The sequence below is a fragment of the Arthrobacter sp. TmtSoilC48 genome, from assembly GCF_059739425.1.
The window spans coordinates 4,621,656-4,647,218 of record NZ_AP046049.1; the positions used below are offsets into that span (position 1 = coordinate 4,621,656).

General features: G+C 62.0%; 25 protein-coding genes. 11 read left to right on the plus strand and 14 right to left on the minus strand.

Annotation, left to right across the window (positions count from 1 at the left end; genetic code table 11):
* Positions 1 to 15: 15 nt before the first annotated feature.
* The gene (locus AC6I97_RS21180) at positions 16 to 240 is read right to left on the minus strand and encodes a hypothetical protein (RefSeq protein WP_224166362.1); all 225 of its coding nucleotides are present in this window, start codon (positions 238 to 240) and stop codon (positions 16 to 18) included.
* Between the two features lie 131 nt (positions 241 to 371).
* Here AC6I97_RS21180 and AC6I97_RS21185 point away from each other — a divergent pair, with 131 nt between their 5' ends.
* Complete coding sequence (locus AC6I97_RS21185; RefSeq protein WP_224166361.1) at positions 372 to 1,034, plus strand: TetR/AcrR family transcriptional regulator; 663 nt, start codon at positions 372 to 374, stop codon at positions 1,032 to 1,034.
* Positions 1,035 to 1,351: 317 nt separating this feature from the next.
* Positions 1,352 to 2,383 carry an LLM class flavin-dependent oxidoreductase gene (locus AC6I97_RS21190; RefSeq protein ID WP_497946686.1) on the plus strand — a complete coding sequence of 344 codons (1,032 nt, stop codon included), beginning with the start codon at positions 1,352 to 1,354 and terminating at the stop codon, positions 2,381 to 2,383.
* Between the two features lie 89 nt (positions 2,384 to 2,472).
* On the opposite strand, the gene AC6I97_RS21195 is transcribed toward AC6I97_RS21190, so the two are convergent.
* The 3 genes from AC6I97_RS21195 to AC6I97_RS21205 all read right to left on the minus strand — a co-directional run bounded on the left by AC6I97_RS21195 (position 2,473) and on the right by AC6I97_RS21205 (position 5,251).
* On the minus strand, positions 2,473 to 2,898 hold the full coding sequence (locus tag AC6I97_RS21195) for a ChaB family protein (protein ID WP_497947259.1): 426 nt from the start codon (positions 2,896 to 2,898) through the stop codon (positions 2,473 to 2,475).
* Between the two features lie 92 nt (positions 2,899 to 2,990).
* Positions 2,991 to 3,659, minus strand: a complete 669-nt coding sequence (locus AC6I97_RS21200; protein WP_497946687.1) for a response regulator — start codon at positions 3,657 to 3,659, stop codon at positions 2,991 to 2,993.
* Positions 3,656 to 5,251, minus strand: a complete 1,596-nt coding sequence (locus AC6I97_RS21205) for a sensor histidine kinase (RefSeq protein ID WP_497947261.1) — start codon at positions 5,249 to 5,251, stop codon at positions 3,656 to 3,658. The genes AC6I97_RS21200 and AC6I97_RS21205 overlap by 4 nt, the downstream gene beginning before the upstream one ends.
* A gap of 283 nt (positions 5,252 to 5,534) precedes the next feature.
* Between AC6I97_RS21205 and AC6I97_RS21210 the strand changes: the two genes are divergently transcribed.
* The 5 genes from AC6I97_RS21210 to AC6I97_RS21230 all read left to right on the plus strand — a co-directional run bounded on the left by AC6I97_RS21210 (position 5,535) and on the right by AC6I97_RS21230 (position 9,660).
* The gene (locus AC6I97_RS21210; RefSeq protein WP_224094198.1) at positions 5,535 to 6,545 is read left to right on the plus strand and encodes a Bug family tripartite tricarboxylate transporter substrate binding protein; all 1,011 of its coding nucleotides are present in this window, start codon (positions 5,535 to 5,537) and stop codon (positions 6,543 to 6,545) included.
* Positions 6,542 to 7,045 carry a tripartite tricarboxylate transporter TctB family protein gene (locus AC6I97_RS21215; RefSeq protein WP_224166358.1) on the plus strand — a complete coding sequence of 168 codons (504 nt, stop codon included), beginning with the start codon at positions 6,542 to 6,544 and terminating at the stop codon, positions 7,043 to 7,045. Before AC6I97_RS21210 ends, AC6I97_RS21215 begins: the two co-directional genes overlap by 4 nt.
* Positions 7,045 to 8,655, plus strand: coding sequence for a tripartite tricarboxylate transporter permease (locus tag AC6I97_RS21220; RefSeq protein ID WP_224094196.1), 1,611 nt, complete (start codon positions 7,045 to 7,047; stop codon positions 8,653 to 8,655). The genes AC6I97_RS21215 and AC6I97_RS21220 overlap by 1 nt, the downstream gene beginning before the upstream one ends.
* A complete protein-coding gene (locus AC6I97_RS21225; RefSeq protein ID WP_224094195.1) occupies positions 8,652 to 9,044 on the plus strand; it encodes a universal stress protein in 393 nt (130 codons plus the stop codon). The genes AC6I97_RS21220 and AC6I97_RS21225 overlap by 4 nt, the downstream gene beginning before the upstream one ends.
* A gap of 85 nt (positions 9,045 to 9,129) precedes the next feature.
* A complete protein-coding gene (locus AC6I97_RS21230; protein ID WP_224094193.1) occupies positions 9,130 to 9,660 on the plus strand; it encodes a GNAT family N-acetyltransferase in 531 nt (176 codons plus the stop codon).
* 49 nt (positions 9,661 to 9,709) lie between these two features.
* On the opposite strand, the gene AC6I97_RS21235 is transcribed toward AC6I97_RS21230, so the two are convergent.
* Together AC6I97_RS21235 and AC6I97_RS21240 are read right to left on the minus strand one after the other, a co-directional pair.
* A complete protein-coding gene (locus tag AC6I97_RS21235) occupies positions 9,710 to 11,845 on the minus strand; it encodes an amylo-alpha-1,6-glucosidase (RefSeq protein WP_497946688.1) in 2,136 nt (711 codons plus the stop codon).
* Positions 11,846 to 11,885: 40 nt separating this feature from the next.
* Positions 11,886 to 12,968 (minus strand): glycosyltransferase family 4 protein, encoded by a 1,083-nt coding sequence (locus AC6I97_RS21240; RefSeq protein ID WP_497946689.1) that lies wholly within the window; start codon positions 12,966 to 12,968, stop codon positions 11,886 to 11,888.
* 219 nt (positions 12,969 to 13,187) lie between these two features.
* Between AC6I97_RS21240 and AC6I97_RS21245 the strand changes: the two genes are divergently transcribed.
* Positions 13,188 to 13,886: a DsbA family oxidoreductase gene (locus AC6I97_RS21245; RefSeq protein ID WP_497946690.1), complete on the plus strand. Its 699-nt coding sequence runs from the start codon at positions 13,188 to 13,190 to the stop codon at positions 13,884 to 13,886.
* A 76-nt stretch (positions 13,887 to 13,962) separates the two neighbouring features.
* Here the strand turns inward: AC6I97_RS21245 and arfA are convergent, their stop codons facing one another.
* From arfA to AC6I97_RS21275, 6 genes are all read right to left on the minus strand, one after another.
* Positions 13,963 to 15,501: an arabinosylfuranosidase ArfA gene (gene arfA / locus AC6I97_RS21250; protein WP_497946691.1), complete on the minus strand. Its 1,539-nt coding sequence runs from the start codon at positions 15,499 to 15,501 to the stop codon at positions 13,963 to 13,965.
* Positions 15,502 to 15,549: 48 nt separating this feature from the next.
* Entirely contained in the window at positions 15,550 to 16,446 is an 897-nt protein-coding gene (locus AC6I97_RS21255; RefSeq protein WP_497946692.1) for a carbohydrate ABC transporter permease, read from the minus strand.
* Positions 16,447 to 16,448: 2 nt separating this feature from the next.
* On the minus strand, positions 16,449 to 17,396 hold the full coding sequence (locus AC6I97_RS21260) for a carbohydrate ABC transporter permease (RefSeq protein ID WP_497946693.1): 948 nt from the start codon (positions 17,394 to 17,396) through the stop codon (positions 16,449 to 16,451).
* A gap of 37 nt (positions 17,397 to 17,433) precedes the next feature.
* Positions 17,434 to 18,768 carry an extracellular solute-binding protein gene (locus AC6I97_RS21265; protein WP_497946694.1) on the minus strand — a complete coding sequence of 445 codons (1,335 nt, stop codon included), beginning with the start codon at positions 18,766 to 18,768 and terminating at the stop codon, positions 17,434 to 17,436.
* A gap of 182 nt (positions 18,769 to 18,950) precedes the next feature.
* Positions 18,951 to 19,949 (minus strand): LacI family DNA-binding transcriptional regulator, encoded by a 999-nt coding sequence (locus AC6I97_RS21270; protein WP_497946695.1) that lies wholly within the window; start codon positions 19,947 to 19,949, stop codon positions 18,951 to 18,953.
* Positions 19,950 to 20,158: 209 nt separating this feature from the next.
* Positions 20,159 to 20,710, minus strand: coding sequence for a hypothetical protein (locus AC6I97_RS21275; protein ID WP_497946696.1), 552 nt, complete (start codon positions 20,708 to 20,710; stop codon positions 20,159 to 20,161).
* Between the two features lie 532 nt (positions 20,711 to 21,242).
* On the opposite strand from AC6I97_RS21275, the gene AC6I97_RS21280 reads away from it, so the two are divergent.
* Together AC6I97_RS21280 and AC6I97_RS21285 are read left to right on the plus strand one after the other, a co-directional pair.
* Positions 21,243 to 22,655: an MFS transporter gene (locus AC6I97_RS21280; RefSeq protein WP_224166347.1), complete on the plus strand. Its 1,413-nt coding sequence runs from the start codon at positions 21,243 to 21,245 to the stop codon at positions 22,653 to 22,655.
* A 183-nt stretch (positions 22,656 to 22,838) separates the two neighbouring features.
* Entirely contained in the window at positions 22,839 to 23,510 is a 672-nt protein-coding gene (locus AC6I97_RS21285) for a TetR/AcrR family transcriptional regulator (protein WP_224094180.1), read from the plus strand.
* A gap of 16 nt (positions 23,511 to 23,526) precedes the next feature.
* Here the strand turns inward: AC6I97_RS21285 and AC6I97_RS21290 are convergent, their stop codons facing one another.
* Together AC6I97_RS21290 and AC6I97_RS21295 are read right to left on the minus strand one after the other, a co-directional pair.
* The gene (locus AC6I97_RS21290; RefSeq protein WP_224166345.1) at positions 23,527 to 24,171 is read right to left on the minus strand and encodes a LytR C-terminal domain-containing protein; all 645 of its coding nucleotides are present in this window, start codon (positions 24,169 to 24,171) and stop codon (positions 23,527 to 23,529) included.
* Positions 24,172 to 24,193: 22 nt separating this feature from the next.
* A complete protein-coding gene (locus AC6I97_RS21295; RefSeq protein WP_062069994.1) occupies positions 24,194 to 24,493 on the minus strand; it encodes a type II toxin-antitoxin system VapB family antitoxin in 300 nt (99 codons plus the stop codon).
* Between the two features lie 136 nt (positions 24,494 to 24,629).
* On the opposite strand from AC6I97_RS21295, the gene AC6I97_RS21300 reads away from it, so the two are divergent.
* On the plus strand, positions 24,630 to 25,550 hold the full coding sequence (locus AC6I97_RS21300) for a Cof-type HAD-IIB family hydrolase (protein ID WP_224166344.1): 921 nt from the start codon (positions 24,630 to 24,632) through the stop codon (positions 25,548 to 25,550).
* The last annotated feature ends 13 nt before the right edge of the window (positions 25,551 to 25,563 follow it).

Here is a 25,563-nt window from a genome sequence, read left to right on the forward strand (position 1 = left end):
CTTTGTATATGCGGGTCAGGATGCCAGTGCCGGGCCGGTGCCGCCTGGCTTGATCTTTCGTGGGTGCCGCCGCGGCAGAATTGGACGGAATGCCTGCAGTGCGCTCCAGTTCTCGTTCAGTGACGCGTTGTCCTCCAGCGCCCGTGCGCCGATGTACGCGGCAACCATTCCGGAAAGCCCGCTTCCGAGGATGACGTTGCTATTGCGAGTGGCCCCCAGGCTCGTGTTTTCGGTGACCATTGCTTGCTCTCCGCTCAAACGAATTGGGATGGTGGGTGCATGTGCTCCGCGCCACTTCCAGACTACCTAACTAACAGACGTTAGGGAAGTGCTGAAGGCAATTTACCTAACGAGTGTTAGGATGGCGAATTATGAGCGTGAAGTCCTACGAAGCCGCCTCCCGCGCCTTCGAATCGCAACTGAAGGAATGGAACTGGACGGGACAGAAGGCGGGCCGCCAGAACATCCTTGAGGCCTTCCTGCAGCTCGCCATCGCCAACGGTTTCAACTCCGTCTCGATGCGGACCATCGCCAACGCCGTCAACATCAAGCCGCCCAGCCTCTACTCGCACTTCCCTGACGGCAGGGACGAAATCGTTGCCGAATCGCTCCGCTGGCATTTCCACCGTTTCGGCGTAGCCTTGCTCGAAGCCATAGAGCCGGCCCGCAACGCGGACGAATTTTGGGACGCTATGGTCAAACTCCACTTCACGCGGCAGGTGCGATTGCCGGAAAGTAACCTGTGGGACCTCCTGGTTGCGACAGACAGGATGGCCGGAGTTCTCCCCAAGGAGCTGCGCGCCCAAGTCGATAACTGGGTCACGCTCCATGAACAGATGTATGTGGCCGCGGCACGCGATATAGGCTGCCCCGACGCCGAGGAGCATGTCAGGGTGGTCATGACCCTGCTTGAGGGCGCCACCCGCTGGGCCCCCCGCGACTGCACCGACGCCGAGCTTGAAGAGTTGGCGGACCGTGCCGTCACCTTGTCCCGGGCGATTCTGGCTGTGGACTTCGAGTCCCCAACCGCTTAGCCTCTGGTTGCGGCGATTTAGTTCATATGAGCCGCCAGGGGATACCATGCCCACACCCGGCCCCGCACATTCAATCGCCTGCTACCGCATTTCAAACCCGGCGCCGAGCCGAGCTCCAACCCCTACTCGAACTCGTCCAGAAGCCCGGAACGGCCGATGACTTCCGGCGGGGCTCCGCCTGTGGGTCTAAAGGTCTTCGCAGGCCTGCCGCGCACGCACCCTCAGCGAGCCCATCACAAAAGGTAACGTCCCGCCGTCGTCTCCGGTACCGGGATCTATTCTGGGCAGTAACTGCCGATCGATCGCGAAGGAAGTCCATGCCAAGCCCCGAACTCCCCCTCCGCAAGCTTGGATTTCTCACTATCGGCCTTTTCGACCCCGCCGATCCGGCTGCAGGGCACCGTTCAACGTTGGAGATCATCGAGCTCGGTGAGCAGTTGGGGTTCGACAGTGCGTGGCTGAGGCACCGTCATTTGCAGTTCGGGATCTCCTCCCCTGTCGCGGTGATGGCCGCCGCCAGCCAGCGTACGTCCAGGATCGAGCTCGGTACCGCGGTCACCCCGCTGGGTTGGGAAAATCCTTTGCGCCTCGCGGAGGACTTGGCCACCGTGGATCTGCTCGCCGGGGGACGGATCAATCCAGGGCTGAGCGTGGGCGAACCCATGCACTACGACACCGTGAAGCATGAGCTGTTCCCGGATTCCTCAGAAACAGAGGACTTCTCCTATAGCCGCGTGGAGCGCTTTGCCCGCTTGGTCGCCGGCGAAAAGGTTCGGGAGTTCTCCGGCAAGCAAGGCGTTGTGGAGGAATTCTCCAACCGTGTGGAGCCACACTCTCCCGGGCTGAGAAGCCGCCTTTGGTACGGCGCGGGCCGCATGAAGTCGGCCGTCTGGGCCGGGGCAAACGGCTTCAATCTTCTGTCCAGCAGCGTGATTTTCCCGGATGAGAACCAGGAACCTGACTTTGCCAGGGTCCAACAGACGCAGATCCGTGCGTACCGGCAGGCAGCCGCAGCGTCCGGAAACACCCCCCGGGTCTCACAGGGCTTGGTGGTGATCCCCACCGATTCTGCTTCGGATGCCCAGCGTGAAAAGTACCAGCGCTACGTTGATGAACGCACTCCCCGGACGCGGGCGCCCCAAGGGCCGAAGGGCATGCTGTTCGCCCCGGATGTGATCGGCACCAGCGCTGAAATCGCCGAGCAGCTGTACGCCCATGCTGGGTTCCGGGAAGTCGACGAGGTAGCTTTCGCACTGCCGTTCAGCTTTGAACATGAGGACTACGTGCAGATCCTCACCGACATCGCAGCAAACCTGGGGCCCGCATTGGGGTGGAAAGCCGCCGGATGACGAGGTGCCCGGATGACGAGGTGCGATGACCGTTTCCGGGCCGAATTCTGGTGTAGAGCCATGGTTAGCCAGCAATTCTCGGGCGAAGACTAGCCGCCCCGCGCTTTCCGGGTCGCGGCGTCGTTGGCTTTCTGCAGAGCTTCGACCAGCTCGTCCTTGCTCATTCTCGAACGGCCCTTGACGTCCAGTTCCTGGGCACGTTGATAGAGATGTTCCTTGGAGGCGTTGGCGTCCACTCCCCCGGCGGTAGGTTTCGTTGATTCAATGCCTTCTGCCGCGTGCTGGTCAGAAGGACCCCGTTCCTCCTTCGCCTCCCAGTGGTCGCCGACTTTCTCGTAGCTGTGCTTCACCGCCGCATAAGCGGTGCGGGCTGCCCGGCCCTCATCGTTGTCGTAGGTCTCCATGGCGGAGTCGTAGGTCTTGGCGAAAGTATCCTGGGCCTTCTGCTCGGAGCGCTGCAGAGTGGATGGGAGTTCGTCTTCGCGGGCATGATCGTTCTTGCCGGTCTTGGGCATAGTACTCACGCTCCTTTGTCAGAAAACCTGATCGTGGACGTGCATCCAGTTTATCAATTGATACCTGAGCCAGGCTGCCGGGGCCGCGCTCGTCACCTCCCCTTCAGCACATACCTTCTTTCGGGACGCCCGACGCCGTACTTGAGCCTGACTTCCAACGCACCTTCATCGTGGAGGTACTCAAGGTAACGGCGCGCACTCACCCGGGAGGTCCCCAATTGCTCGGCAACTTCGGCAGCGGAGACATCGCCGGGAGCCGATTTCAGCGCAGCTTCCACCAACTCAAGCGTCTCTACACTGCAGCCCTTGGGCAACGTCCGCTCGGACGCACCGAGCCCAAACACCCTGTTCACATCCGATTGCTCAGCCACGTCCTTGGAGGCGTCCAACCCTTGGTAGGCATTCAGGTAGTGCTGCAGGCGCTCCTGAAGATCAGCCTGCGAAAAAGGCTTAATAAGGTAATGGACAATGCCGCCGCGTAGTGCCTTGCGCACCGTCTCGGTTTCACGGGCCGCGCTGATCACCAGCACGTCGAGGTCCGGGGCAACGTCCCGGAGCTGATGCATCAGGTCCAGCCCGTTGATGTCCGGGAGATGGATATCCAACAGCACAAGGTCCGGTTGGAGCCGCTGCGTCTCAAGGATGGCCTGGGCGCCGGTGTGCGCTACACCCACGACGCCGAACCCAGGCGTCCGCTGGATGAAACCGGCGTGGACCTTGGCCACCATGAAATCGTCATCGACAATCAGTACTTTGATCACGGCTGCGCTGCCCCTTCGAAATCCGAATCGTGCTTGTTGAATCGTGCGGTGAAAACTGCCCCATGGTCGTTGGCTACTGTCAGGTCGCCACCGGACCGACGGCAGATCACCCGCGAGAGCGCCAGGCCGAAACCACGGGCATCGCCAGGTCCTGGCTCCTTCGTGGAAAAGCCCTGCCGGAAAATGTCCTCAGCGGCGTCGGAGGGCACACCTGGACCGTTGTCCCGGACGGTGACTGAAACACCGTCCGCTGAGTTGACCACCAACACACTCACCGCCGCCCCAACCAGCCCGGTAACGGCGTCGAACGCGTTATCCACCAGGTTGCCCACCACGGTGGTGAGGTCCCGGGACAGTTCCTCGTTGACGCGCGGGAGCCCGGACTGCGGGTCGATCTGCAGTTCCACGCCGCGCTCGGTGGCCAAACTGGCTTTGGCTATCAGGAGGGCTGCGAGCGCAGGGTCCTGGATGCGGCTGGTCACTTCGTCGTTAAGCCGGGTTCGGTCCACGGTGGCGCCGTTGACGAACTGCACCACGGAATCGTATTCGCCAATTTGGATCAGGCCGGAAATGACGTGGAGTTGGTTGGCGAACTCGTGGGCTTGGGCACGCAAAGTGTCCGTCACGGTTCTGGTGGCACCGAGTTCGCGCTCCAAGGATGACAACTCAGTACGGTCCCTCAGAGTTGTCACCGATCCGATGTCGCGCCCGCGGGAGCGGAGGGCCACCCTGTTCATGACCACCAAGCGGTCCCCCACGAGCACCAACTGGTCCGGGTCCGATTGTTCCCGGGTGAGTACCACTTTCAGCGCACGGTCCACGTGAAGTGAGGCGAGTTTCCGGCCCACACAGTCTGCGGGCAGTCCCAGGAGCTGGCGGGCGCTCTCATTTGCCACGGTAATCCGCTCGTGAGGATCAAGGGCAACCACCCCTTCTTTCAGGCCTTGCAGCATCGCTTCACGGTTTTCCACGAGCCCGGTGATCTCGCGGGGCTCCATTCCAAGGGTTTGCCGTTTGACGCGACGGGAGAGCAGGAGGGAACCGGCCACGCCCAGGACACTCGCAACGCCCAGGTAGGTGAGGAGGTTGGGCACCACGTCTTCCAGCCGTTCAAGGGCGGACGGATAGTTCCTGCTGATGGAGGCGATGCCGATCATGGTTCCGGAGTCGTCGAGCACCGGTACGTGTGCTGAGAGAACTTTGCCTTCATTGCCGGCAAGGACTCCGGTCCATGCCCGGCCTTCCTTGACCCTGCTGTCACCGAGCAGAAGCTGCTTGCCCAGCTGGCTGGGATCCGAGGAGGTCACCACTGTGCCGTCCAACTTTGCGAGTGCCACGTGGGAGGAACCCGAGACAGTCCGAATCGATTCGGCCACGGCCGGGAGGGAGGAGCCGTTTCGGGGTTCGGCAGTGGGCAAAAGGGCACGCACCGTGGGGTTGTTGCCCAAGGCCTCTGCCGCGGACAAGGCCCGGCGTCCTTCGGTGCGTTCGAAAGCAGCAGCAGATTGGGCCAGGGAGATAGCTACTACAGCGACCAGGACCGCCAGGACGATCAACAACTGCAGCACAAGGTACTGCCCGGCCAAGGACATTCCTCTTCTTCGAGTCACTGTTTGGATCCTTTGGTGATTCCACTATGCAAGGGCCGCTAACAGCTTCAAAAGTAGTCCGCCTTGGCGTATCGGAACTATACCCTAAGCACGCTGAGCACCAGCGGGGCCGGGTGCCATAAGAAGGCAAAGGCGTGAACGCAATGAACTTAAAGATCACTGCGAACACAAGAGTGATCACCGTCACGCCGGGACCTAGCATCAATTCACGGGGCACAACGCTGAGCGCCCTGCACAGAATTTCCATACTGAGAAGAGGAACACCATGCGCCAGATCCGCGCATTGCGAATCGCCGCCGTTGCCGCCGGCATCGCCCTGATGGCTACCGGTTGCGGCGCCACAGGTAAGAGCTCCACTGCTTCGTCCAGCTCCGGCGCTGCAGCCGGACCCATCACCGGCCTCCAGATCATGGTTCCCAATACTCCCGGTGGCGGTTACGACACCACGGCACGGGCCGCCGCCAAGGTCCTCGACGACGAGAAGATCGCCAACAACACGGAGGTCTTCAACCTCGCAGGTGCAGGCGGCACCGTGGGCCTGGCCCGGGTGGTCAACGAAAAGGGCAACGGGGACCTCGCCATGCTCATGGGCCTGGGCGTTGTGGGTGCCAGCTACACCAACAAGTCCGAGTCGAAGCTGACCGAAACCACCCCGCTGGCACGGCTCATTGAAGAGCCCGGCGCCATCATGGTCAGCAAGGACTCCCCGTACAAGACCATCGATGACCTCGTGAAGGCCTGGAAGGCAGATCCCGGATCCATCTCCGTGGGTGGCGGTTCCTCGCCTGGTGGTCCTGATCACCTCCTGCCCATGCAGTTGGCGGGCGCAGTTGGAATTGACGCCACGAAGGTCAACTATGTGGCATACGACGGCGGTGGAGATCTTCTTCCGGCCATCCTGGGCAACAAGCTTGGATTCGCGGCTTCCGGTGCAGGCGAGTACCTGCAGCAGATCAAGTCCGGTGAAGTTCGCGTCCTGGCCACCAGTGGCGAGAAGCGTTTGGAAGGTGTTGACGCTCCCACCCTGAAGGAGTCCAACATCGATCTGGTCTTCACCAACTGGCGTGGAATGGTGGCCCCTCCGGGCATCAGCGAGGATGACAAGAAGTCGCTGATTGCCGCCCTGGAGAAGATGCACGAATCCGCTGGCTGGAAAGAGGCCCTGAAGACCCACAGCTGGACCGACGCCTTCATCACCGGTGACGAGTTCCAGAAGTTCCTTACGGACCAGGACAAGCGGGTGGCGGACGTGCTCACCAAGCTTGGCTTGGCGTGAGCACTATAGCAACAGGCCTGAAAGGCCGCGCCGAGCTGGGGGTAGCCCTCCTGCTCGGCGCGGTAGGCGTCCTTGTCTTCCTTGACGCCAACGGCCTGGTAACCCCGTATTCGAAGTCGGACCCCGTAGGGCCCAAGGCGGTTCCCTTCATCGTTGCCGGTCTTCTGGTGGTCTGCGCAATTTTGCTGGCCATCAACGTACTGCGTGGCGGCAAAGGAGAAGTGGAAGGCGGCGAGGACATTGACCTCGCACACCCCGCCGACTGGAAGACCGTGCTCCCCCTTGCAGGAGCCTTCATCCTGAATATCCTGCTCATCGACTGGGCGGGCTGGGTCATCTCCGGCACTGTCCTGTTCTGGGGCAGCGTGCTGGCACTTGGCAGCCGGCACTATGTCCGCGACGGCATCATCTCCGTTGCGCTGGCCCTGGCCACCTTCTACGGCTTCTACCTTGGCCTTGGCATTGCACTGCCGGCCGGACTCCTGGAAGGAATCCTCTGATGGACGTCTGGTCCTCTTTGATGGACGGTTTCGCCACCGCCCTCACCCCCCTGAACCTTCTGTACGCAATGATCGGCGTGCTCCTGGGAACGGCCGTTGGCGTTCTGCCAGGGCTCGGCCCGGCCATGACTGTGGCACTGCTGCTTCCGGTTACGGCCGCCCTTGAGCCCACCAGCGCCTTCATTATGTTCGCCGGCATCTATTACGGCGGCATGTATGGCGGCTCAACAACCTCCATCCTGCTGAACACGCCCGGCGAGTCTTCGTCTGTTGTCACGGCCATCGAAGGCAACAAGATGGCGAAAGCCGGGCGGGCAGCCCAAGCGCTCGCGACTGCGGCCATTGGTTCCTTTATTGCCGGCACCATCGGTACGGCGCTGCTGGCAGGACTTGCACCGTTGGTGGTTCAGTTCGCCGTGAGCCTGGGCGCACCGAGTTACTTCGCCATCATGATCCTCGCCTTGCTGGCCGTCACCGCAGTCCTGGGTTCCTCCCGGCTCAGGGGCTTTGCCTCCTTGGGACTGGGGCTGGCCATCGGTTTGGTGGGCATTGACTCCGTTACCGGCCAGCGCCGCCTGACATTCGGCCAGCCGATGCTGGCCGACGGCCTGGATATCGTGGTGGTGGCAGTGGCCATCTTCGCCGTGGGTGAAGCATTGTGGGTCGCCGCGCACTTGCGGCGTTCACCGCTTCACATCATTCCTGTCGGACGGCCCTGGATGGGCAAGAAGGACTGGGCCCGCTCCTGGAAACCCTGGTTGCGTGGCACGGCCTTCGGCTTCCCGTTTGGTGCACTTCCCGCCGGTGGTGCCGAGATCCCCACGTTCCTCTCCTATGTCACCGAGAAACGGCTGACAAAGCATCCGGAGGAGTTTGGCAAGGGAGCCATCGAAGGCGTCGCGGGCCCGGAAGCAGCCAATAACGCTGCAGCCGCCGGAACCCTGACCCCAATGCTTGCCCTCGGATTGCCCACCAACGCCACAGCTGCCGTCATGCTCGCAGCGTTCACCTCGTACGGCATCCAGCCCGGCCCGCAGCTGTTCTCCAGCCAAGGTCCCCTGGTGTGGGCGCTCATCGCCAGCCTCTTCATCGGCAACCTGCTGCTCCTGCTCATCAACCTGCCACTGGCACCCCTGTGGGCAAAACTGCTGCAGCTTCCCAGGCCCTACCTCTACGCCGGCATTCTCTTCTTCGCAACGTTGGGCGCCTACTCGGTGAACCTGCAGGCGTTCGACCTGGTGATCCTGCTGGTGCTCGGAGCCTTGGGATTCATGATGCGGCGCTTCGGGCTACCTGTATTGCCCCTGATCCTGGGCGTCATCCTCGGTCCGCGCATCGAAGGCCAGCTGCGCAGGACTCTCCAGCTGTTCGCCGGTGACCCCGCCGGGCTGTGGAGCGAGCCGATCGCCGTCGTCGTCTACATCATCGTGGCTATCGTTATCCTCTGGCCGCTGCTCTTCAAGCTGGTCCGCCGCAACCGTCCGGTGCCAGCCAGCGTGGTCCCGGCCCACCCCAGCGAAGTGCTCCTCAAGGAGGACGCCGCCATCCAAGCTGACGAAAACAGTACCCGGATCCACCACAACAGCCACCACAACAAGGAGAAGCCATGACCATCGTGGTGGGCTACGTCCCCACGCCCGAGGGCGAAGCCGCATTGACCCAAGCCATTGCCGAAGCGAAGAAAAACAACGACACCCTGTTGGTGATCAACTCTTCCAAAGGGGACGCCTTGGTGGATAACAGGTACGCCCAGGAACCGGAGATCCAGACCATCGAGGAACGCCTTGCCCTCCAAGGCATCGAGCACATCATCAAGCAGCCCGTCCGTGGCCATGATGCCGCTGCTGAGGTACTGGATGCGGCCGACGAGCACAACGCGGAGCTGATTGTGATTGGCCTCCGCCGCCGCAGCCCGGTTGGCAAGCTGATTATGGGCAGTGTCTCGCAGAGGATCCTGCTGGAGGCGGACTGTCCTGTGCTCGCCGTGAAAGCAGACTAAGCGTAAACCAGAAGATTGTGCCGGCTAATGCCCTTAAGATTCGTTCTTAGGGGCATTAGCTATACACAACTCCAAGGGGGACCACGTGGCCGAGACCATCCGCACAGCAACAACTGACGACGCCGGCAAGCTGGCCGAGCTTGCGGCCGTCACCTTCCCGCTGGCGTGCCCGCCCGGCGCCTCACCAGCTGACATCCAGGCCCATCTCGAGAAGACGCTCGCCGAGGCGAACTTCCTGGATTACCTCGCCGATCCGCACATCACGGTTTTGGTGCTCGACGACGACGGTCAGCTCAACGGGTACACCATGCTGATTGCCAAGCCTGCTAGCGACCCGGATGTAGCCTCTGTGCTCTCGGCGCTCCCCTCCACGGAACTCAGCAAGTGCTACGTCCACCCGGACCACCACGGCCAGGGAGCCGCATCCCGCCTCATGAAGGCCTCAGTCGCGGACGCTGCGGAAAGGGGTGCGGCAGGAGTCTGGCTTGGCGTGAACAGTGAAAACGCCAAGGCGATCCGCTTCTATGAAAAGAGCGGTTTCCAGAGGGTGGGCACCAAGTCCTTCAAACTGGGCGACACCGTGGAACATGACTTCGTCATGGAGCACACGCTCTAGCCAGCACCCGTTCTAGCCAGCAGCCGGGCAATACCCAGCACCCGGGCAGTTAGCCGAACAAGTCACCAGCCAGTGGCGGCCGGGGGTCGGAGCGCAGCTGCAGGCCGGCTGGCAGTCCCGTCACCGTGCCGTTTCCCGAGGACGCCTGGATCGTGATCCGCGAGCGCCCCAGCAGCACGTTTTCTGCCTTGAACTCCCCAAACGAGTCCGGGAGGATAGGCGCCAGGTGGAGCACTTTCCTGGTGAAATCGGGGTCGAACCGCAGGAGTATGCGAGCCAGCTGAATAGGGGCCGCAGCCGCCCACGCCTGGGGGGAACACGCCGTCGGATAGGGCACCGGCTCCGGAAAGTCCGAGCGGTCAAAGCCGCAGAAAAGTTCCGGAAGCTGACCGCCGAAGTGCTCCGCGGCGTCGAACAGTCCGCTCGCCACGCGGCTGGCTTCCTTCACGAAGCCATAGCGCATGAGTCCGGTGGCCACGACCGCGGTATCGTGCGGCCAGACCGAGCCGTTGTGGTAGCTGACAGGGTTGTAAGCGCCCATGTCCGAACCAAGGGTGCGGATCCCCCAGCCCGTGAACATTTCAGGTGACATCAGCCGCTCGGCCACAAGTGCAGCCTTGTCCTCGTCCACAATGCCCGTCCACAAACAGTGGCCCATGTTGGACGTGCAGGAATCCACGGGTTTCTTGTCCTTATCCAGGGCAAGGGCGAAATAGCCTTTGTCCGGCAGCCAGAAAGACTCGTTGAATGCCTCCTTGAGCGCTTCCGCCTGGTCCGCGCAACGGCGTTCGACGGCGGTATCGCCCGCGGCGCGCGCCAGCAGCGAACGCCCAACGTAGGCTCCATAGGCGTAAGCCTGGACCTCACATAGGGCGATGGGTGTTTCAGCGATCGTGCCGTCGGCGAAGTTGATGCCGTCCCAGGAGTCCTTCCACCCTTGATTGATCAGGCCGTGGGTGTTGGGGCGTTGGTATTCGATGAACCCGTCGCCATCCCGGTCGCCGTATTTTTCCATCCAGGAGATAGCACGGTCTGCGTGGGGAAGGAGGGAATCGATGATGTCCGACCCCAGACCCCACCGGCTGAGTTCGCCAAGCAGCATGACGAAGAGCGGAGTTGCATCGATCGTTCCGTAGTAGGCGGTTCCGCCCAAGGAGAGTCCGGCCGTGACTCCCAGCCTCACCTCGTGGGGCATGCGGCCGGGTTCTTCCTCGGAGTCGACGTCCACTTTGCTGCCTTGAAGCCCGGCCAGTGTTTGCAGCGAGCCGGCCGCGAGTCCTGGGTCCACCATGAGTGACATGTAGGACGCCATGATCGAGTCGCGTCCAAAGAGCGCCATGAACCAGGGCGCCCCTGCTGCAACGGCAGCACGCCCAGGGTGCTCGTGGTCGAAGATCCGCAACGAACCAAGATCGCTCTGGCTTCGTTCAAGGACTTCCTCCACGTTCCTGTCCGTGACGGCGATCCGGGGAACGTGCTCCGCCCAGGCCATATGCCGGCGGACGCCAATCGTGTGATGCAGGGCGGTGGTTTCCGTAAACGGCTCGTCCGGCCCCTTTCCATTGATCAGGGGAATGGCAATGACGCTGGTGCTCCATTGGCTGCGGGCCGGGATGGTGACATGGAATGTCAGTCCTTCCGGGTTCGCTTTGGCTCCCGAAGCCCGGAACGCCACGCCGCGACGTTCCCCGTTCGCGTGCACGGCCTCGATATGCAGTTCCTTTTTGCGGGCCGTTTTCTCAGTGGCTCCTGCCCTGCTTGCCCGGCCACCTTTGACATCGAAAAGGTCGGCGAGGTCGGCGTCGATGAGCAACTCGATTTCGCACGGCGCCGGCTGGCCCGAGTAGTTCCGGATGGTGAGGTCATCGCGCAGGCCAGCGCCCACGTGCCGGTGGTGCTGGACCACCAGGGGACTGTCAAAACGACCATCGCTGGAGCACGCCCGGCCAACGTATTCGGCTTGGAAGGCGGTGCGGTTGGTGGTGACCAGGGGCTCTCGGAGGGCTCCGTTGATCCTCAGGATCCAGCGGGAGACGATCCGGGTGTCCTGGTAGTAGGTGCCCTGGGAGCCGCCGCCGTGGATGTCACCGGAATGCGAGGAGATGCAAAAGGATGAACCTTCGACGACGGTCACGGCACCCAGCTCGGAAGCGCCTGCCTCCGTATCAGCGTTCCAAGCAGTCATGGCCCACGAAGCCTTCCTCGGGAAATGTCCTGCTTATCGATCACAGGTTGATGGGGGCTTGCCTCTGATTGTCTTGCAACTTGCCGTTGCCGGGAAGGCCTCCGGCCTTGAATTCTTCGATGACCGTGGCATAAAGCTGCAGATGGTCCGCCGCCATCCGTGCTGCATTGAAATACACATCCACGGTACGCCGGCACTCTGCACGGCTAAGCTCTTGCACGTCCTGTACAAACCCTGCGAGTTCATTGGTCTGCGCCAGATATCCTGTGACGCCATGCCGGACTATTTCCGGTGCCGCGCCCATCGGAGTGGACAGTACGGGTGTTCCGGTGGCCAGCGACTCGATCATGACCAGCCCGAACGGTTCATGCCATTGGATGGGGTTGATCATGGCCATCGCTCCGCCCATCAGTTCGTACTTCTCCGGGTCTGAGAGTTCGCCCAGGAATTCTTCCTGGGAACCAAGGACCGGCTCCACGACGTCGTGGAAGTAGTCCTGCTCATCCTTGGCATGCATCTTGGCAGCGATGCGAAGCGGCACCCCGGCCTCACGGGCAACGGCCACCGCCTCCAGCAGGCCCTTGTCCGGGCACATGCGTCCGACAAAGCATGCATATCCGCCGGTGCCGTCTCCGACGGAAACGGTGGACAGATCCAGGCCATGGTGGATGACGGCCGAAATTTGAAGGTCGGAGATGCGGCTGCATTGATCATGCGAAATGCCAATGATCGCGGTGTCCTGGGCCATATCCCGGTAGAGCCCTGCATACCTCGGTGTCAGCGGGCCATGGACGGTGGTCACCACGGGAACACCCGGCGGCCGGTGGGCGTAGAGAGGTCCGGCAAGGGTGTGGTCGTGAATGATGTCCACGTCCTTCATGCCGGCATAAGCCTTGATGACGTGGTGTAACTCGCTGAGCGTCAGCCCCAGCTCTTCAGGCTCGCTGGGCCCGAAGCCCCGCAGCAGCGGAACGGGGCAGGTGCTGTCAGACGCCGCCGCCAGGAGTACGTCATGCCCTGCATCGGATAAGGCGCGGGCCAAGGCATCCACAACCCGTTCCGTGCCGCCATACCGTTCCGGGGGCACTGTGAACCATGGTCCAACGATGAGTCCAACGCGCATGCTGAAGGCCTCCACAAATATGCGAACCCGCACACGGGGTTCAACCTCGTGTTCATCGCGGCCCCAGACACACGCGATTCTTCGGGACGAAGAGCGCCCCACCGGCTGACTGCATAACCTGCTTCACACATTAGGCTGGGCACGCCAGCCCCGGCAATGGGTGACGAAAATAACAGACTTTTCCGGAATGCGCGCGAGGCCCTCGAAGTTGACCACAGCATGAAGATTGAGATCTGGTCTGACGTCGCGTGTCCCTGGTGCTACATCGGCAAGCGCCGCTTTGAGACTGCCCTGGCACAGTTCCCCCACCGTGATTCCGTAGACATCGAGTGGAAGAGCTACCAGCTGGACCCCTCAATCCCCGGGCACTATGACGGCACGGAATTGGACTACCTGAGCAAACGCAAGGGCCTGGCTCCCGAGCAGGTCAAGCAGATGTTCGCCCACGTCACGGAGACCGCCAAGGGCGAGGGCCTGGACTATCACTTCGACAAGGTAGTAGTTGCCAACAGCTTCACGGCCCACCGCCTCATCCACCTCGCCGCCGCCCATGGCCGCCAGGATGCCGCCAAGGAACAGTTGCTCAGCGATCACTTTGAGCACGGTGAGGACATCGGCAACCAGGAGTACCTCACGAAACTTGGCGCCGCTCTGGAACTGCCGGCCAACGAGGTCGCAGAGCTGTTCACGACCGACAAATATTCGGACGCCGTCAACGAGGACATCAATGAAGCCCGCGCCATCGGCGTCACCGGTGTTCCGTTCTTCGTGATCGACCGCAAGTACGGCATCTCCGGAGCCCAGCCGGCGGAGCTCTTCAGCGAGGCGCTGAACCAGGCGTGGCAGGAAGCCAATCCCCTGATCCCCGTGGGCGCATCCGACGCCGAAGCCTGCGGCCCTGACGGCTGCAGCATTTAACGCAACGCGGGGTCACTTAGGGCCCATGTTGGCTGCCAACATGGGCCCTAAGTGACCCCGCGTTGTTTCTAAGCGGCTAGTTTTTCACAACCTCAAGCTCGACGACGGCCCAGGACAATGCGGGCAGCGTCAGCCGGAGTTCCGAACCAGTCGCTTTGACGCCTTCCAGCGGCTTCAGGCCGACCCGGCCCTGTTGGTCCTGCGTGTTGATGGTGAACCTGTCACCGCCCTCGGGGATCTCCAGGACTTCGGCGCGGAGCACCTGGCGCGCGTCGAAACCTCGAAGGGCTGCCTCGACGTCGGCCGCTTCTTCCAGCCCGCGGTTGGCGAAGAACAGCGCAACGCGCCCCGTTTCCTCGTTCCACGTGGCGCTGACATCCACAAGGTCCGTGCCGCCGAACCGCGCATTCTCGTATTTGTCCGAGTCCACGGAAAGCCGCAGGATCTGGCCCTTGGCAAGCTCGGCCATCCGGGCGAACGGGTGGAAGATGGTCTGCTTCCACGCCGGCCCGTTCTCTTCCGAGAGGATCGGTGCGATCACGTTGACAAGCTGCGCCTGGTTGGCGATCTTGACGCGGTCGCCGTGGCGGAGCAGCGAGTTGAGCAGGGTCCCCACCACCACTGCATCCGTCACGTTGTACTTGTCCTCGATGACGCGGGGGTGCTCGCGCCACGGGGCCTTGACGATGTTGCTCAACTGGTCCTCGGTGTCCCGCCCACGCTGGTACCAGACGTTCCATTCGTCGAAGGACAGGCTGATGTGCTTCTTGTGCTTGCCCTTCGCCCGAACGGCGTCCGCGGTGGCGATCACTGACTCGATGAAGTAGTCAGTATCGACGGCGGACGCCAGGAAGCTGCCGACGTCGCCTTCTTCTTCGAAGTAGTAGGCGTGGAGGGAAACGTAATCCACTTCGTCGTAGGTGTGGGTAAGGACCGTCTGCTCCCAGGCACCGAACGTAGGCATCCGGGAGTTGGAACTGCCGCAGGCCACCAATTCAATGTCCGGGTCCACGAAGCGCATGGCCTTGGCCGCTTCCTGGGCAAGCCGCCCATACTCCTCGGCGGTCTTGTGGCCGATCTGCCAAGGACCGTCCATTTCGTTGCCCAGGCACCACAGCTTGATATCGAACGGGTCCTTGTGGCCGTTCTTGGCGCGGAGATCGGACCAGTAGCTGCCACCAGGGTGGTTGGCGTACTCGACGATCTCGCGGGCAGCATCCACTCCCCTGGTGCCCAGGTTGATGGCTTCCATGATTTCCGTGCCGGCCTGCTTGGACCAGTCCACGAACTCGTGCAGGCCGAAAGCATTCGTTTCAACGGTGTGCCAGGCTCCGTCCAGGCGGCGGGGCCGGGTTTCGCGCGGGCCGATGCCGTCTTCCCAGTTATAGCCGGAGACGAAGTTGCCGCCGGGGTACCGGATGACAGTTGCACCTAGTTCCTTGACCAGCTTCAGGACGTCCTGCCGGAAGCCGTTCTCGTCGGCCTCAGGGTGGCCGGGTTCGTAGATGCCGCTGTAGACACAGCGGCCCATGTGCTCCACGAAGGAGCCGAAGAGGCGCCTGGGTACCTCGCCGATGGTGAAATCTCGATCGAGGGTGATGCGTGCGCGGGACATTTATCTCCTTGGTTGTGTTCTGAAACAGTTGGTGGCGAAGGTGCCGGATCAGGTTCCGGCGAGTCCCGTCGTCGCGACGCCCTTGATGATCTGGCGTTGGAAGAACAGGAAGACAACGATGAGCGGCAAAGCTGCCAGCAAGGCAGACGCCATGTTCTGCGCGTACTGGACGCCGTAGGCGCTCTTGATGGTTTGCAGGCCCACCGGGAGGGTCAGCAGGGAGTCGTCGTTGGTGGAGATGAACGGCCAGAGGAAGTTGTTCCACGCACCGATGAACACGAAGATCGCGACGGCGGCCAGGATGGGCCGGGACAACGGCAGAATGATCTGCACGAAGATCCGGAGACGGCTGGCACCGTCCATCACTGCCGCTTCTTCAAGTTCATGCGGGATCTGGTCGAAGAACTTCTTGAGTACGAACACCATGGCGGGGTGAATCACCTGCGGCAGGATGATGGCCCACGAGGTATCGATCATTTTGAACGCAAGCATTTGGTAAAAGAGCGGAATCATCAGCACGGGTGGCGGGACAATGATGGCTGCGATGATCACGACCATCAGGACCTTCTTGCCTTTGAACTCGATCCTTGAGAGTGCGTAAGCAATGAGAGCCGAGATCACCAGTGTGATTGCCGTGATGGCCGCGGAAGTGTAGAGCGAGTTCCACGTCCAGAGCGGGATGTTCCCTGCCTGGAACACATTGACGAAAGCGTCAAAGGTAAAGCCCGACGGCGGGAACCAGCTGACCTTGGACGCTGACGCATCCGCTTCGGACTTGAATGCAGTAACCGTGGCCCAAGCGAACGGAATCAGCCAGAGGACCGCAATTAAGGCGGCCGCCGTGACTGCCGCGATCTTGCCCACTGTCAGCTTTTTGCGCGGCTGCCGTATGACTTGGCGGCTACCGCTGGCTGGGGTCGAACGGGTGAGGGTGGTGGTTGCCATGGCTATACGCTCCTGCGGCGGGTGATGACGAACTGCAGCGCGGAAACCAGCACGATCAGTCCGAAGAAGATGTAGGAGATAGCTGCGGAATATCCCAGCCTGTATCCGGTGAACCCGGTTTCGAAGATGTACTGGACCACGGGACGGGTAGATCCGCTCGGACCCCCGCCGGTCATCTGGTAAATCTGGTCAAAGACCTTCAGGGAAGCCAGGATCTGGAGCAACACAATCATCACGGTGGTGGGCGTGAGCTGCGGCAGCGTGATGGAGAAGAATTGCCTCCACGCGCCGGCACCGTCCAGTGACGCTGCTTCATAGTGCTGGACGGGGATGTTCTGCATTGCCGCCAGGTAGAGCAGGAAGTTGAAGCCAACAGTCCACCAGAGTGTCGCGATCACGATTGACCACATGGCCACATTGGGATCATTAAGCCACCCCACTTTTGCTATGCCGAACTTTGAGAGGAAATCGTTGATCAGGCCTATCTGCGGGTTGTACATCCAGACGAAGAACAAGGACACAACCGTGGAGGCCAACAGGAACGGGGCAAAGTAGGACAGCCGCCACAGCCACTGGGCTGGAAGGCCGATGTTCAAGAGAGCCGCCATCACCAACGCAACCAGCACCAGGGGAACTGTGCTGATGACCGTGAAGTACAACGTGTTGCCCAGTGAACGCCACATGCCGGCATCGGCAAAGGCTTCGGCGTAGTTGGCAAAACCGATGAGGGTGTCGTTGGCGCCTGTCAGGGATTTGCCCGTGAGGCTCATGTAGAAGCCGTACAGAATAGGCCAAATGAGGAATACGAGGAAGAACGTCAGGAAGGGCGCTGCAAATGCCCACCCGTTCAGGGTGTCCCTGCTTCTTCGCAGAGATGGCCCGGCCTTGGTGCCTGGGCTCGGTGTTGTCCGTGGTTGGCTGGTCTGCCGGGACAGTGTAGAGGAACTCATGAAGGACTCCTTTTGTCGCTCGGTGCGCTGATGCCGGTCAGACCGGATTGGGTCGGGAAAGAAGGTCGTTGGTGCGGGCCACGAATCCATCCCACCCTGTGCTTGCTTTGTCCCGACCCAGAAGCACGTTCTGGATGTGCTCGGCAAAGTAGGTCTGCCAATCCGACCCCGAGCCGCTGAACCAGGAGTCGGGATCGTAGTTGATGATGTCCGCCGCGTTGGCGTAGTGGATCTGAGGCGTGAGCTCCCCGTAGGCTGGCGATTGAACCACCGGCTGGAACGCAGGGATATGGCCTGCCTCAGCCCACAACAGCGAACCCTTCAGAACGTCACTGACGAACTTGTACGCATCCTTCCGTTTCACTTCATCGACGGCGAGCTGCCGCGGGAGGACGAAGGAATGCGAATCGGCGTAAGAGGCGGGTGTCCCATAAAGAGTGGGGATGGTGACGGCGTCAAACGGCAATTTTGCTTTCTTCATGGTGGGCAGTTCCCAGCCTCCACTGAAGAGCATTCCCGAATCGCCACGGACGAATTCTGCAATGCCGGTGTTGATGTCGACGCTCCTGGCCGCGATGGTGTCGTCGAAGAGCGAGGCCATGAATTCCAGTGACTCTATGGCAGCGTCCCTATCCGCCTCCATCTGCCGGCCGGGCGTGAGGACAATTTCCGCTCCGTGCTGCTTGTAGAGCGTGTAGAACAGCCGCCACATCTGCGAGCCCAGGTTCAGGTAGCCAAAGGACAATCCGTGGGCCTTGGTGACTTTTTGCATCTCCAGTGCCATGGCCTTGAACTCATCGGGCGAACTGACCTCCTGCAAGAGGCCGTTGCTTTCCAGGAGCCCCGCTTTGCCGGCTATGTCCGTGTTATAGAACATGATGAACGGGTGGGAGTCCAGCGCCAAGGAGAAGACTTTTCCGCCTTGCTGGCCCTTTTCCCAGATGCGCGGCGCGAAGTTCTCCGGTGTGATGCCGTTCTCCGCCAGCAGCCCCAGATCCCAGGGCTCTATGAGGCCGCCCGGGGCATATCCCGGGACTCGGCTGGCGTGCATAATGGCTACCTCTGGAGGCCGGCCCCCGGCAGATGCCATGGCCAGCTTGGTGTAATAGGGCGGGCCCCATGCCAACACGGTGGGGTGGACCTTGAAGCCGGAATTGGCTTGGTTGGCATTGGCGATCATCGCTTGCATCTTGGTACCGTCGCCGCCGGACAAGAGATGCCAGAAGCCGATCTCCCTGACTTCGCCGGCTTGGGCCGCGCCTCCGCAGCCTGTGAGGCTGGTGGCCAGAAGCCCGCCGCCGAGGAGGGCCGATCCAGTCAATAACTGTCTCCGGGACAACTGTTTCCCGGTCAATGATTCAAACTGCTTCACCCGTAACTCCTTTGGAAGGGTGGCTGAAAAGGACACAACTGCTGCGCAAAATCCGGCTTCGGTGCATCCCCACTGCCGGGTAAAGGGTGGCCCGGGGGTGACGCGGCTCTCACATTACATCGTTGTAATAGTGGAGGCAAGAGAAAATTGTTAGCGCGAACAGTTTATTGTGGAAGGCCTCTTCAGCGGCTGCTGTCCCGCTCCACAATGCTGTAGTCAACGGTGACAACACGTTGCCCCTGGCCCCTGTCCGCCATTCGCTCGGTGAGGAGGCGCAGGGCTTCGGTGGCGATGGTTCGTTTATCGAAAGACACCGTGGTCAGGGAGGGAACCGCGTAGCGCCCATCCATGACGTCGTCGAAACCAGCCACCGCTATATCGTCAGGAACACGGGCGCCCTTCTTCCACAGCGCATTGAGGGCGCCAATGGCCAGCGAATCCGTGAAGCAGAACAACGCCTCAGGCAGCGGGTTGGATTCCAGGTAATGCATCAGGGATTCGGCGGCGGAGCCAGGAGTCCATTGACCGCAGGAGATCAGCAAGGATTCATCCAGCGGAATCCCCAACTCCGCAAGCGCAGCCTCGTAACCCTGTCTCCGTTGGATCGAGGTGGCAGACTGCCTGGTCTTGTTGATACCCAGCACGGCGATGCGCCGGCGTCCGGGCTTGGCCAGGGCAAGCGTCATATCGCGCGCCGCCGCGAAACTGTCCACGTAAACCCGGTCCGCAAGCTCCTGGGTCACTTCGCCCAACAGGACCACAGGAGGCAAAGCCACCCCAACCTTCACGGCACTTTCATCCAGCACCACAGGGTTGAGAATCAGGCCGTCAATGAGGTTGGAGCGCGCACGGGTCATCAGCTCATGCTCGCGCTGCGGATCCGAACCTGTTTCCTCGATCTGGACGCTCCAGCCCTGCTCATGGGCTACTTCCACAATGTTCTGGGCTATCTCAGCCGAGAACGGGGTGGCCAGATCCGGCAAGGCCAGCGCGATTACACCCGAGCGGCCGTTGCGGAGTCCGCGCGCGGAAAGGTTGGGCACGTAGTCGAGCTCCTGCATTGCTTGCTCAACCCTGAGCCGCGTTGGAGCGCTGACCGGCACGATTCCGTTCATGACGTTCGAGACGGTTTTCGGCGATACTCCCGCGCGGCGCGCCACATCCTTGACCGTTGCCCGCAACAGTCCCCCTCATGAATTTAGTGTCCGGTTCACACGATGTTACGCGAGTCTGCGTATACCTCATGCGCCGGGGACGGGCGGGTTCCAACGACGGTCACAACCGATTTGCTATGAGCACACATCGTAAATGGCCAGCTCGGGGATGACTGGTGCGGGTCAACGCGGCACTCCTTCAGCCGCCCGCTCAGCGTTCAGCCTGCGGGCAGTTCTCATCCGTCAACGACGGACATCGGTAGGCCGCCCCCATGCACGGTAGGGGCGATGCTGTCCAGCTGCCAGCCGTCCCCAGATACCCGGAATGTCGCGATCTGCGGCAGCGAGTAGCCCGATGGGACGCTGCTCGGCCCATTCGCTGTCGAGGATTGGTGCTCCTCGGTCAATTCCTTGAACCGGACGCTTGCCTCCGAACCGGTCACCTCGACCGACTCCACCGTTACCTTCGTCGAAAAGGACGTGTACCAGAAGCCCATTGACTTGAATCCGGCCTTTGACCGAGCCACCACTTCGAGGTCGCGGTCGCGCTTGGACCGGTAGGCCGCCGTCATCCGCCCCTCGGCAAGGCGCGGGGCGGGGGGAGTGTCGAGGACTGTGCCGTTTCGATCCTCGACCGCAGCCTTGATGGTGGCCACGAGCTCGGACGACGACGGGCCGGGCACGGATTCGGACGACCCCACTGCGGGCGGCCGGGCGGCCGGCTGGCACCCGGCGAGGGCGAACCCGAGCACAGCCACCACGGTGACCATGTACGGCGAGTACTTCACCGTGCTCCCCCTTGCCCTGGATGTCAACACAGCCTGCCGCGCCGAACCCACCCCAGTCAATGGGGCCCAGTGACGGCCCTGTCCTCCGCAAAGATTCTCCGCAGGCGGTCCGCTACGCACCCCCCAACTCGTATGACGGCGGTCCGGACCCTGCCCCGATTCATGCAGACCGCGGTGAGTTAACGGATACAACGAATTAACCTCTCAGGCTCTTGACCGGGACGGGTCGCGCCCTTAGAGTTTTCTGATATATGAGTCATATGTCACACGTCGCCGACCTCGACTCCAGGTTTTTGGTCCCGATGGGTCGGCGCGAGGGTGCCGGTAACGACGGCCTTGGCATATCCGTCTCGAAGAGCAGTGATACATGACGACGCCGAAATCATCTCGCGTCCTGCGGCCGTACCGGCTGGCATCGAGCCAGCCGGCATCGGTCCACCGGGCGCTAAGGGCTGCGGCTGTCCGAGCATCTAAGCAACGGCGCTCTGGTGCCGTCAGCGGTCTGCGCTGAACCAGAAGGGAACAAATCTCAATGATCCATCCGACCAGGACGACGGCCTCCGTCGACACCCCCATACCAAAAGAGACCAGCTCCAAGTTCAAACGCCGCTTCATGGTGCGGCTTGTCGCGGTCTTCATCGGCGGGATGTTCCTCGACGGCTACATTCTCGGAATTATTGGCCCCGTCACCGGACTCATGCGGTCAGATCTCCAGCTCGACGCACTATCGCTGGGCATGATCGCCGCAGGTCCGCTGGTTGGTATCTTTGTCGGCTCCCCGCTGGCCGGCTGGGCCACTGACAAGTTCGGACGCAAACCCATGTTCCTCGTGGACATGGGCCTGTTCCTGTTCGCCTCGGCGGCCCAGTTCTTCATAACCTCCGGGGACGGGGCCGTGATCCAGCTTGCCGCCATCCGGTTCCTCATGGGCGTCGCGATCGGTGGCGAATACTCAATCGGCGGGCCGTTGCTATCAGAGTTCTCCCCTCCGAAGCTCCGCGGGCGATTGCTCGGGCTGACCCTGGTCGCCTGGTACGTCGGTTTCATGATGGCATTCATCATCGGCACGCTCCTGCACGACGCCGGCACCCCCTGGCGCCTGGTACTCGGCACGAGCACGATACTCGCACTCGTCCTGTTCCTCGCCCGCATGGGCCTCCCCGAATCGCCGAGCTGGCTTATTACGAAGGGTCGGCATCAGGAAGCACTCGCGATCGCACGCAGATACGTCGAATCGCCCCAGATGCACGACAGCATCACCGGAGAGATGGATCTGAGGATGATCCAGGAGGCCGAAGCCGCGAAGAGCGGGACCAAAATCAAGAACGCCTCCTTCGGAATGCTGTTCTCGAGGCAGAACTGGCGCGCCACCGTATTCACTGCAGGTTTTTGGTTCTGCGCGGTCACTCCGTACTTCGCAATCGCGACCTTCGCCGACGAGGTGCTCAACCAATTCGGCTTCGGCGGCGGCTGGGCCGGTGGAGTCGGCCTGTCCGCACTTGCGGTCGCGGGCGTTGTCACCAGCGTACTTCTGATTGACAAGCTCGGTCGCCGAATCCTCACTGTGCCCGGGCAGTGGCTCTGCGCGGGCATCCTGCTGGTCATCGGAGTCTGGGCGGACGCACCAGCAATCCTCGTGCTCGTCCTGTTTCTCGCCTTCTCCTTCTTCAATGCCGGCTACACCACAATGACCCAGGTCTATCCGGCCGAGGTATTCCCCGGCCACCTGCGTGGCGTCGGCATGGGCTTCGCCGCGTCCTTCAGCCGCATCGGAGCCGCACTCGGCACCTTCGCCCTGCCCTGGGCGATCGCCAACATCGGCATGGGCGCAACCATGGTCGTAGCCGCCGCCGTCGCATTACTCGGCGCAGCCCTCTCGCAATGGCTCGCGCCTGAGACCAAGGGGCGCACCCTCGCCGAGATCTCAGCAGACTTCTCCCACTGACACTTGGACTGCGCGGTGACCTGGAGCAGAAGCTAGGAGCCATCATTCTTTTCCTGGTTGGGTAGGCGTGCCTACAGCACAGCTGTAGGCACGCCTACCGTCCATTCAGACCCGGCCCCCTAGTTAGGGATACACGTACACAAGCTGGCAGGACTTGGTGACACATCACTGTAAAGTGTCTATATGCCCAGGATCACGGCCGCCACGAACGCTGCCCAACGCGCCGAGACCCAACGCCGTATTCTGACCGCCTTCGGTGAACTCCTCTTCACCCACGGGCTGCCCGGCCTCACCATGACCGACGTCGCGCGCCACGCAGGCGTTGGCCGCACCGCCGTTTACAACTACTACGCAGACATGGAGCAGTTGCTCATCGCGTACGCGCTGGATGAAACCGAGCGCTTCATCGTGGACCTTCGGGATTCGCTGGCAGCCCTTGAAAACCCAGTGGACAGGCTGGCCCTCTACGTCCGCGCCCAGGTGGAGGACCTCAGCCGCCGCCACCTACCGCCAGGCCCAGCGATGGCCGCCGTTCTTTCCCCGGCCTCGTTCGCGAAGCTCGCGGACCACGTGGGCGAGCTCAACGTCCTCCTCCAGGACATCCTCACTGACGGCGTCCAGCAGGGCTACCTCCCGGACACTGATGTCGCCCAGTTGGCGCGGCTCATTCACGGCACACTGTCTGCCAGTGCCGCACGACGCAACCGAACGCCCGACGGCGAGACACCCCCGCCTGCCCCAGCCTCCGACGTCGAGCCCCAGACGGCGCAAACGGTTCGATTCATCCAACTGGGCGCGGGAGCGAAGTTCGACGAAGCGGGCAAGCCCGTCCGCCTGGATGCACTGACGCTCTAACTACCAGGCCTGCGACCTACTGCGCGGGGCGGGTGGGGATGATCGGCCACCGGGAGTTGTCCGCGATCCTCAGGTCCTCGCGCGGACAGCTGAGTTTGCCCGGAGTCTGGTCCACGAGTTGCGGTTCAACCAAGCCCTGAAAGCCCCGGGTGAGGACCACGTCCACTGATTCGTCTTCGCGGTTGTCCTGGAAGTAATCCGTTCCGGCCAAATTCCGCTGGACGTTGAATGCGGCTGCCTGGCCCTTGACTCCCGAGACCACCACCCCGATTCCCGAGTACGCGGTGTCGCTGTTGTCCACCGAAAGGACCTTGTACCCCCGTGCTGTGAACTCGTCGGCGACAGTATTAGCCAGCCCTGCCCGCGAGGTGGCATTGAAGACGTTGATGTTCACGGTTTCGTTCGGCACGTAGTCGAATGTAGTGGTGGGGCACAGGCTGGTTGGCGCTTTGCTGGCGATCGCCGTGGGAATCCTGATGACACCATTCATGATGGCCCAGGCACCAACTGCTCCGGCTGCTATGACGCCTACCAGCAGGACAAGGACAATGGCGTGAAAGACGCGGCGCCGGAAGCGGCTGCGTTGGGCACGGGCGTCCTCGGCGAACGTGGCGCGAAGCTCAGGGCCGGTCACCACATGGTGGCCGTGCAACTGCGTCACATCTTTGGGACGCTTGCCCTGCCTAGCCATCGATTACCAATACGCGTGCGTGAATGGCCGTCCTCTGGTGGAGCGCGGTCCGGACTGCCCGATGGAGCCCATCTTCGAGGTACAGAACGCCCTGGTACTGGACCACGTGCGGGAACAAATCCCCAAAAAATGTTGAATCTTCTGCGAGCAATGCCTCCAGATCCAGGGTGCGCTTGGTGGTAACAAGTTCATCGAGGCGAACGGGCCGCGGTGGAAGGGCAGCCCAGTCACGCGGCGCGGAATATCCATGGTCAGGGTACGGGCGTCCCTCGCCCACAGCTTTGAAGATCACCCTGCAAGCCTATGGAAGATGCTGCGCTAACGGAACTTGTGACCCCCGGCACACGCAGGTTGTGGCCAAACGGTGACTATCCGACGTCAGGCGTCATAGCTGTGATGCACACCTCGGGGACTGACAGAATAGGGGCATGACTCAATCGCTCCAAGGTACCGACCGGACCGCTGCCCACACGGCCCCAGCCCTCGCGCTGCTGCTGGACGTCGACGGCCCCATCGCCAGCCCTGTAACGCGTGACGTCAAGCCGGATATCATCGCGGACCTCGTGGCGCTGGCTTCGGCCGGCATCCCCGTCATCTTCAACACGGGCCGCTCGGACGCCTTCATCAGCGAACAGGTCATGGGGCCGATGATCGAGGCCGGCATGCCGGCCGGTACCATCATCCACGCCATCTGCGAGAAGGGCGCCGTCTGGTTCAGCTACACAGCTGCCGGCCCCGGACCCATCCACGTGGACCACGAGCTCGCCGTGCCCAAGGCCTACGGGGATGACATCCGCAGGCTCGTCGCCGAGGACTACTCCGCGCACATGTTCTTCGATGAGACCAAGCGCGCCATGGTCTCCGTTGAGCAGCACCTTGACGTGGCCAGCGAAGATTACCTGGCCGAGCAGAAACTCTTCGACGCAGATGCCCTGAACATCATGGGCCGCCACGGCCTCAACGCAGCCATCCTGGACCACCACGCCCCGGAGTCCGATGACACGGTGGACTACCGCCTGGACCCCACCATTATTTCCACGGACATCGAATCCGTCCGCTTGGGCAAGGACCTTGGCGCCAGCCGGGCAGTGGAAATGTTGGCCGCCCAGGGAATCACCCCGCTCTCCTGGCGCACCGTGGGTGATTCCCGTACGGACTACGCCATGGCAGACTGGCTTCACCACAACGACCACGATGTGAAGCACGTGGACGTCCGGCCCGCAGACGGCGTTCCGGTGAAGCCTTACACCATTCTTACCGCCGCCGACCTCGAGCTGGCGGACGACGTCATTCACGACGACGCCGGCGGAGCCTTCCTGCGCAGCTGGCGCGAGGCCCTCGCCATCTAGACTCCCGCATTCC

Bases quoted from the DNA above. Each gene is read 5' to 3' on its own strand.
- AC6I97_RS21235 (WP_497946688.1), bottom strand. From the start codon at position 11,845: ATGACTGCTTGGAACGCTGATACGGAGGCAGGCGCTTCCGAGCTGGGT.
- AC6I97_RS21195 (WP_497947259.1), bottom strand. From the start codon at position 2,898: ATGCCCAAGACCGGCAAGAACGATCATGCCCGCGAAGACGAACTCCCA.
- AC6I97_RS21220 (WP_224094196.1), top strand. From the start codon at position 7,045: ATGGACGTCTGGTCCTCTTTGATGGACGGTTTCGCCACCGCCCTCACC.
- AC6I97_RS21300 (WP_224166344.1), top strand. From the start codon at position 24,630: ATGACTCAATCGCTCCAAGGTACCGACCGGACCGCTGCCCACACGGCC.
- AC6I97_RS21205 (WP_497947261.1), bottom strand. From the start codon at position 5,251: ATGTCCTTGGCCGGGCAGTACCTTGTGCTGCAGTTGTTGATCGTCCTG.
- AC6I97_RS21255 (WP_497946692.1), bottom strand. From the start codon at position 16,446: ATGGCAACCACCACCCTCACCCGTTCGACCCCAGCCAGCGGTAGCCGC.
- AC6I97_RS21185 (WP_224166361.1), top strand. From the start codon at position 372: ATGAGCGTGAAGTCCTACGAAGCCGCCTCCCGCGCCTTCGAATCGCAA.
- AC6I97_RS21210 (WP_224094198.1), top strand. From the start codon at position 5,535: ATGCGCCAGATCCGCGCATTGCGAATCGCCGCCGTTGCCGCCGGCATC.
- AC6I97_RS21190 (WP_497946686.1), top strand. From the start codon at position 1,352: ATGCCAAGCCCCGAACTCCCCCTCCGCAAGCTTGGATTTCTCACTATC.
- AC6I97_RS21260 (WP_497946693.1), bottom strand. From the start codon at position 17,396: ATGAGTTCCTCTACACTGTCCCGGCAGACCAGCCAACCACGGACAACA.
- AC6I97_RS21280 (WP_224166347.1), top strand. From the start codon at position 21,243: ATGATCCATCCGACCAGGACGACGGCCTCCGTCGACACCCCCATACCA.
- arfA (WP_497946691.1), bottom strand. From the start codon at position 15,501: ATGTCCCGCGCACGCATCACCCTCGATCGAGATTTCACCATCGGCGAG.
- AC6I97_RS21180 (WP_224166362.1), bottom strand. From the start codon at position 240: ATGGTCACCGAAAACACGAGCCTGGGGGCCACTCGCAATAGCAACGTC.
- AC6I97_RS21225 (WP_224094195.1), top strand. From the start codon at position 8,652: ATGACCATCGTGGTGGGCTACGTCCCCACGCCCGAGGGCGAAGCCGCA.
- AC6I97_RS21285 (WP_224094180.1), top strand. From the start codon at position 22,839: ATGCCCAGGATCACGGCCGCCACGAACGCTGCCCAACGCGCCGAGACC.
- AC6I97_RS21240 (WP_497946689.1), bottom strand. From the start codon at position 12,968: ATGCGCGTTGGACTCATCGTTGGACCATGGTTCACAGTGCCCCCGGAA.
- AC6I97_RS21245 (WP_497946690.1), top strand. From the start codon at position 13,188: ATGAAGATTGAGATCTGGTCTGACGTCGCGTGTCCCTGGTGCTACATC.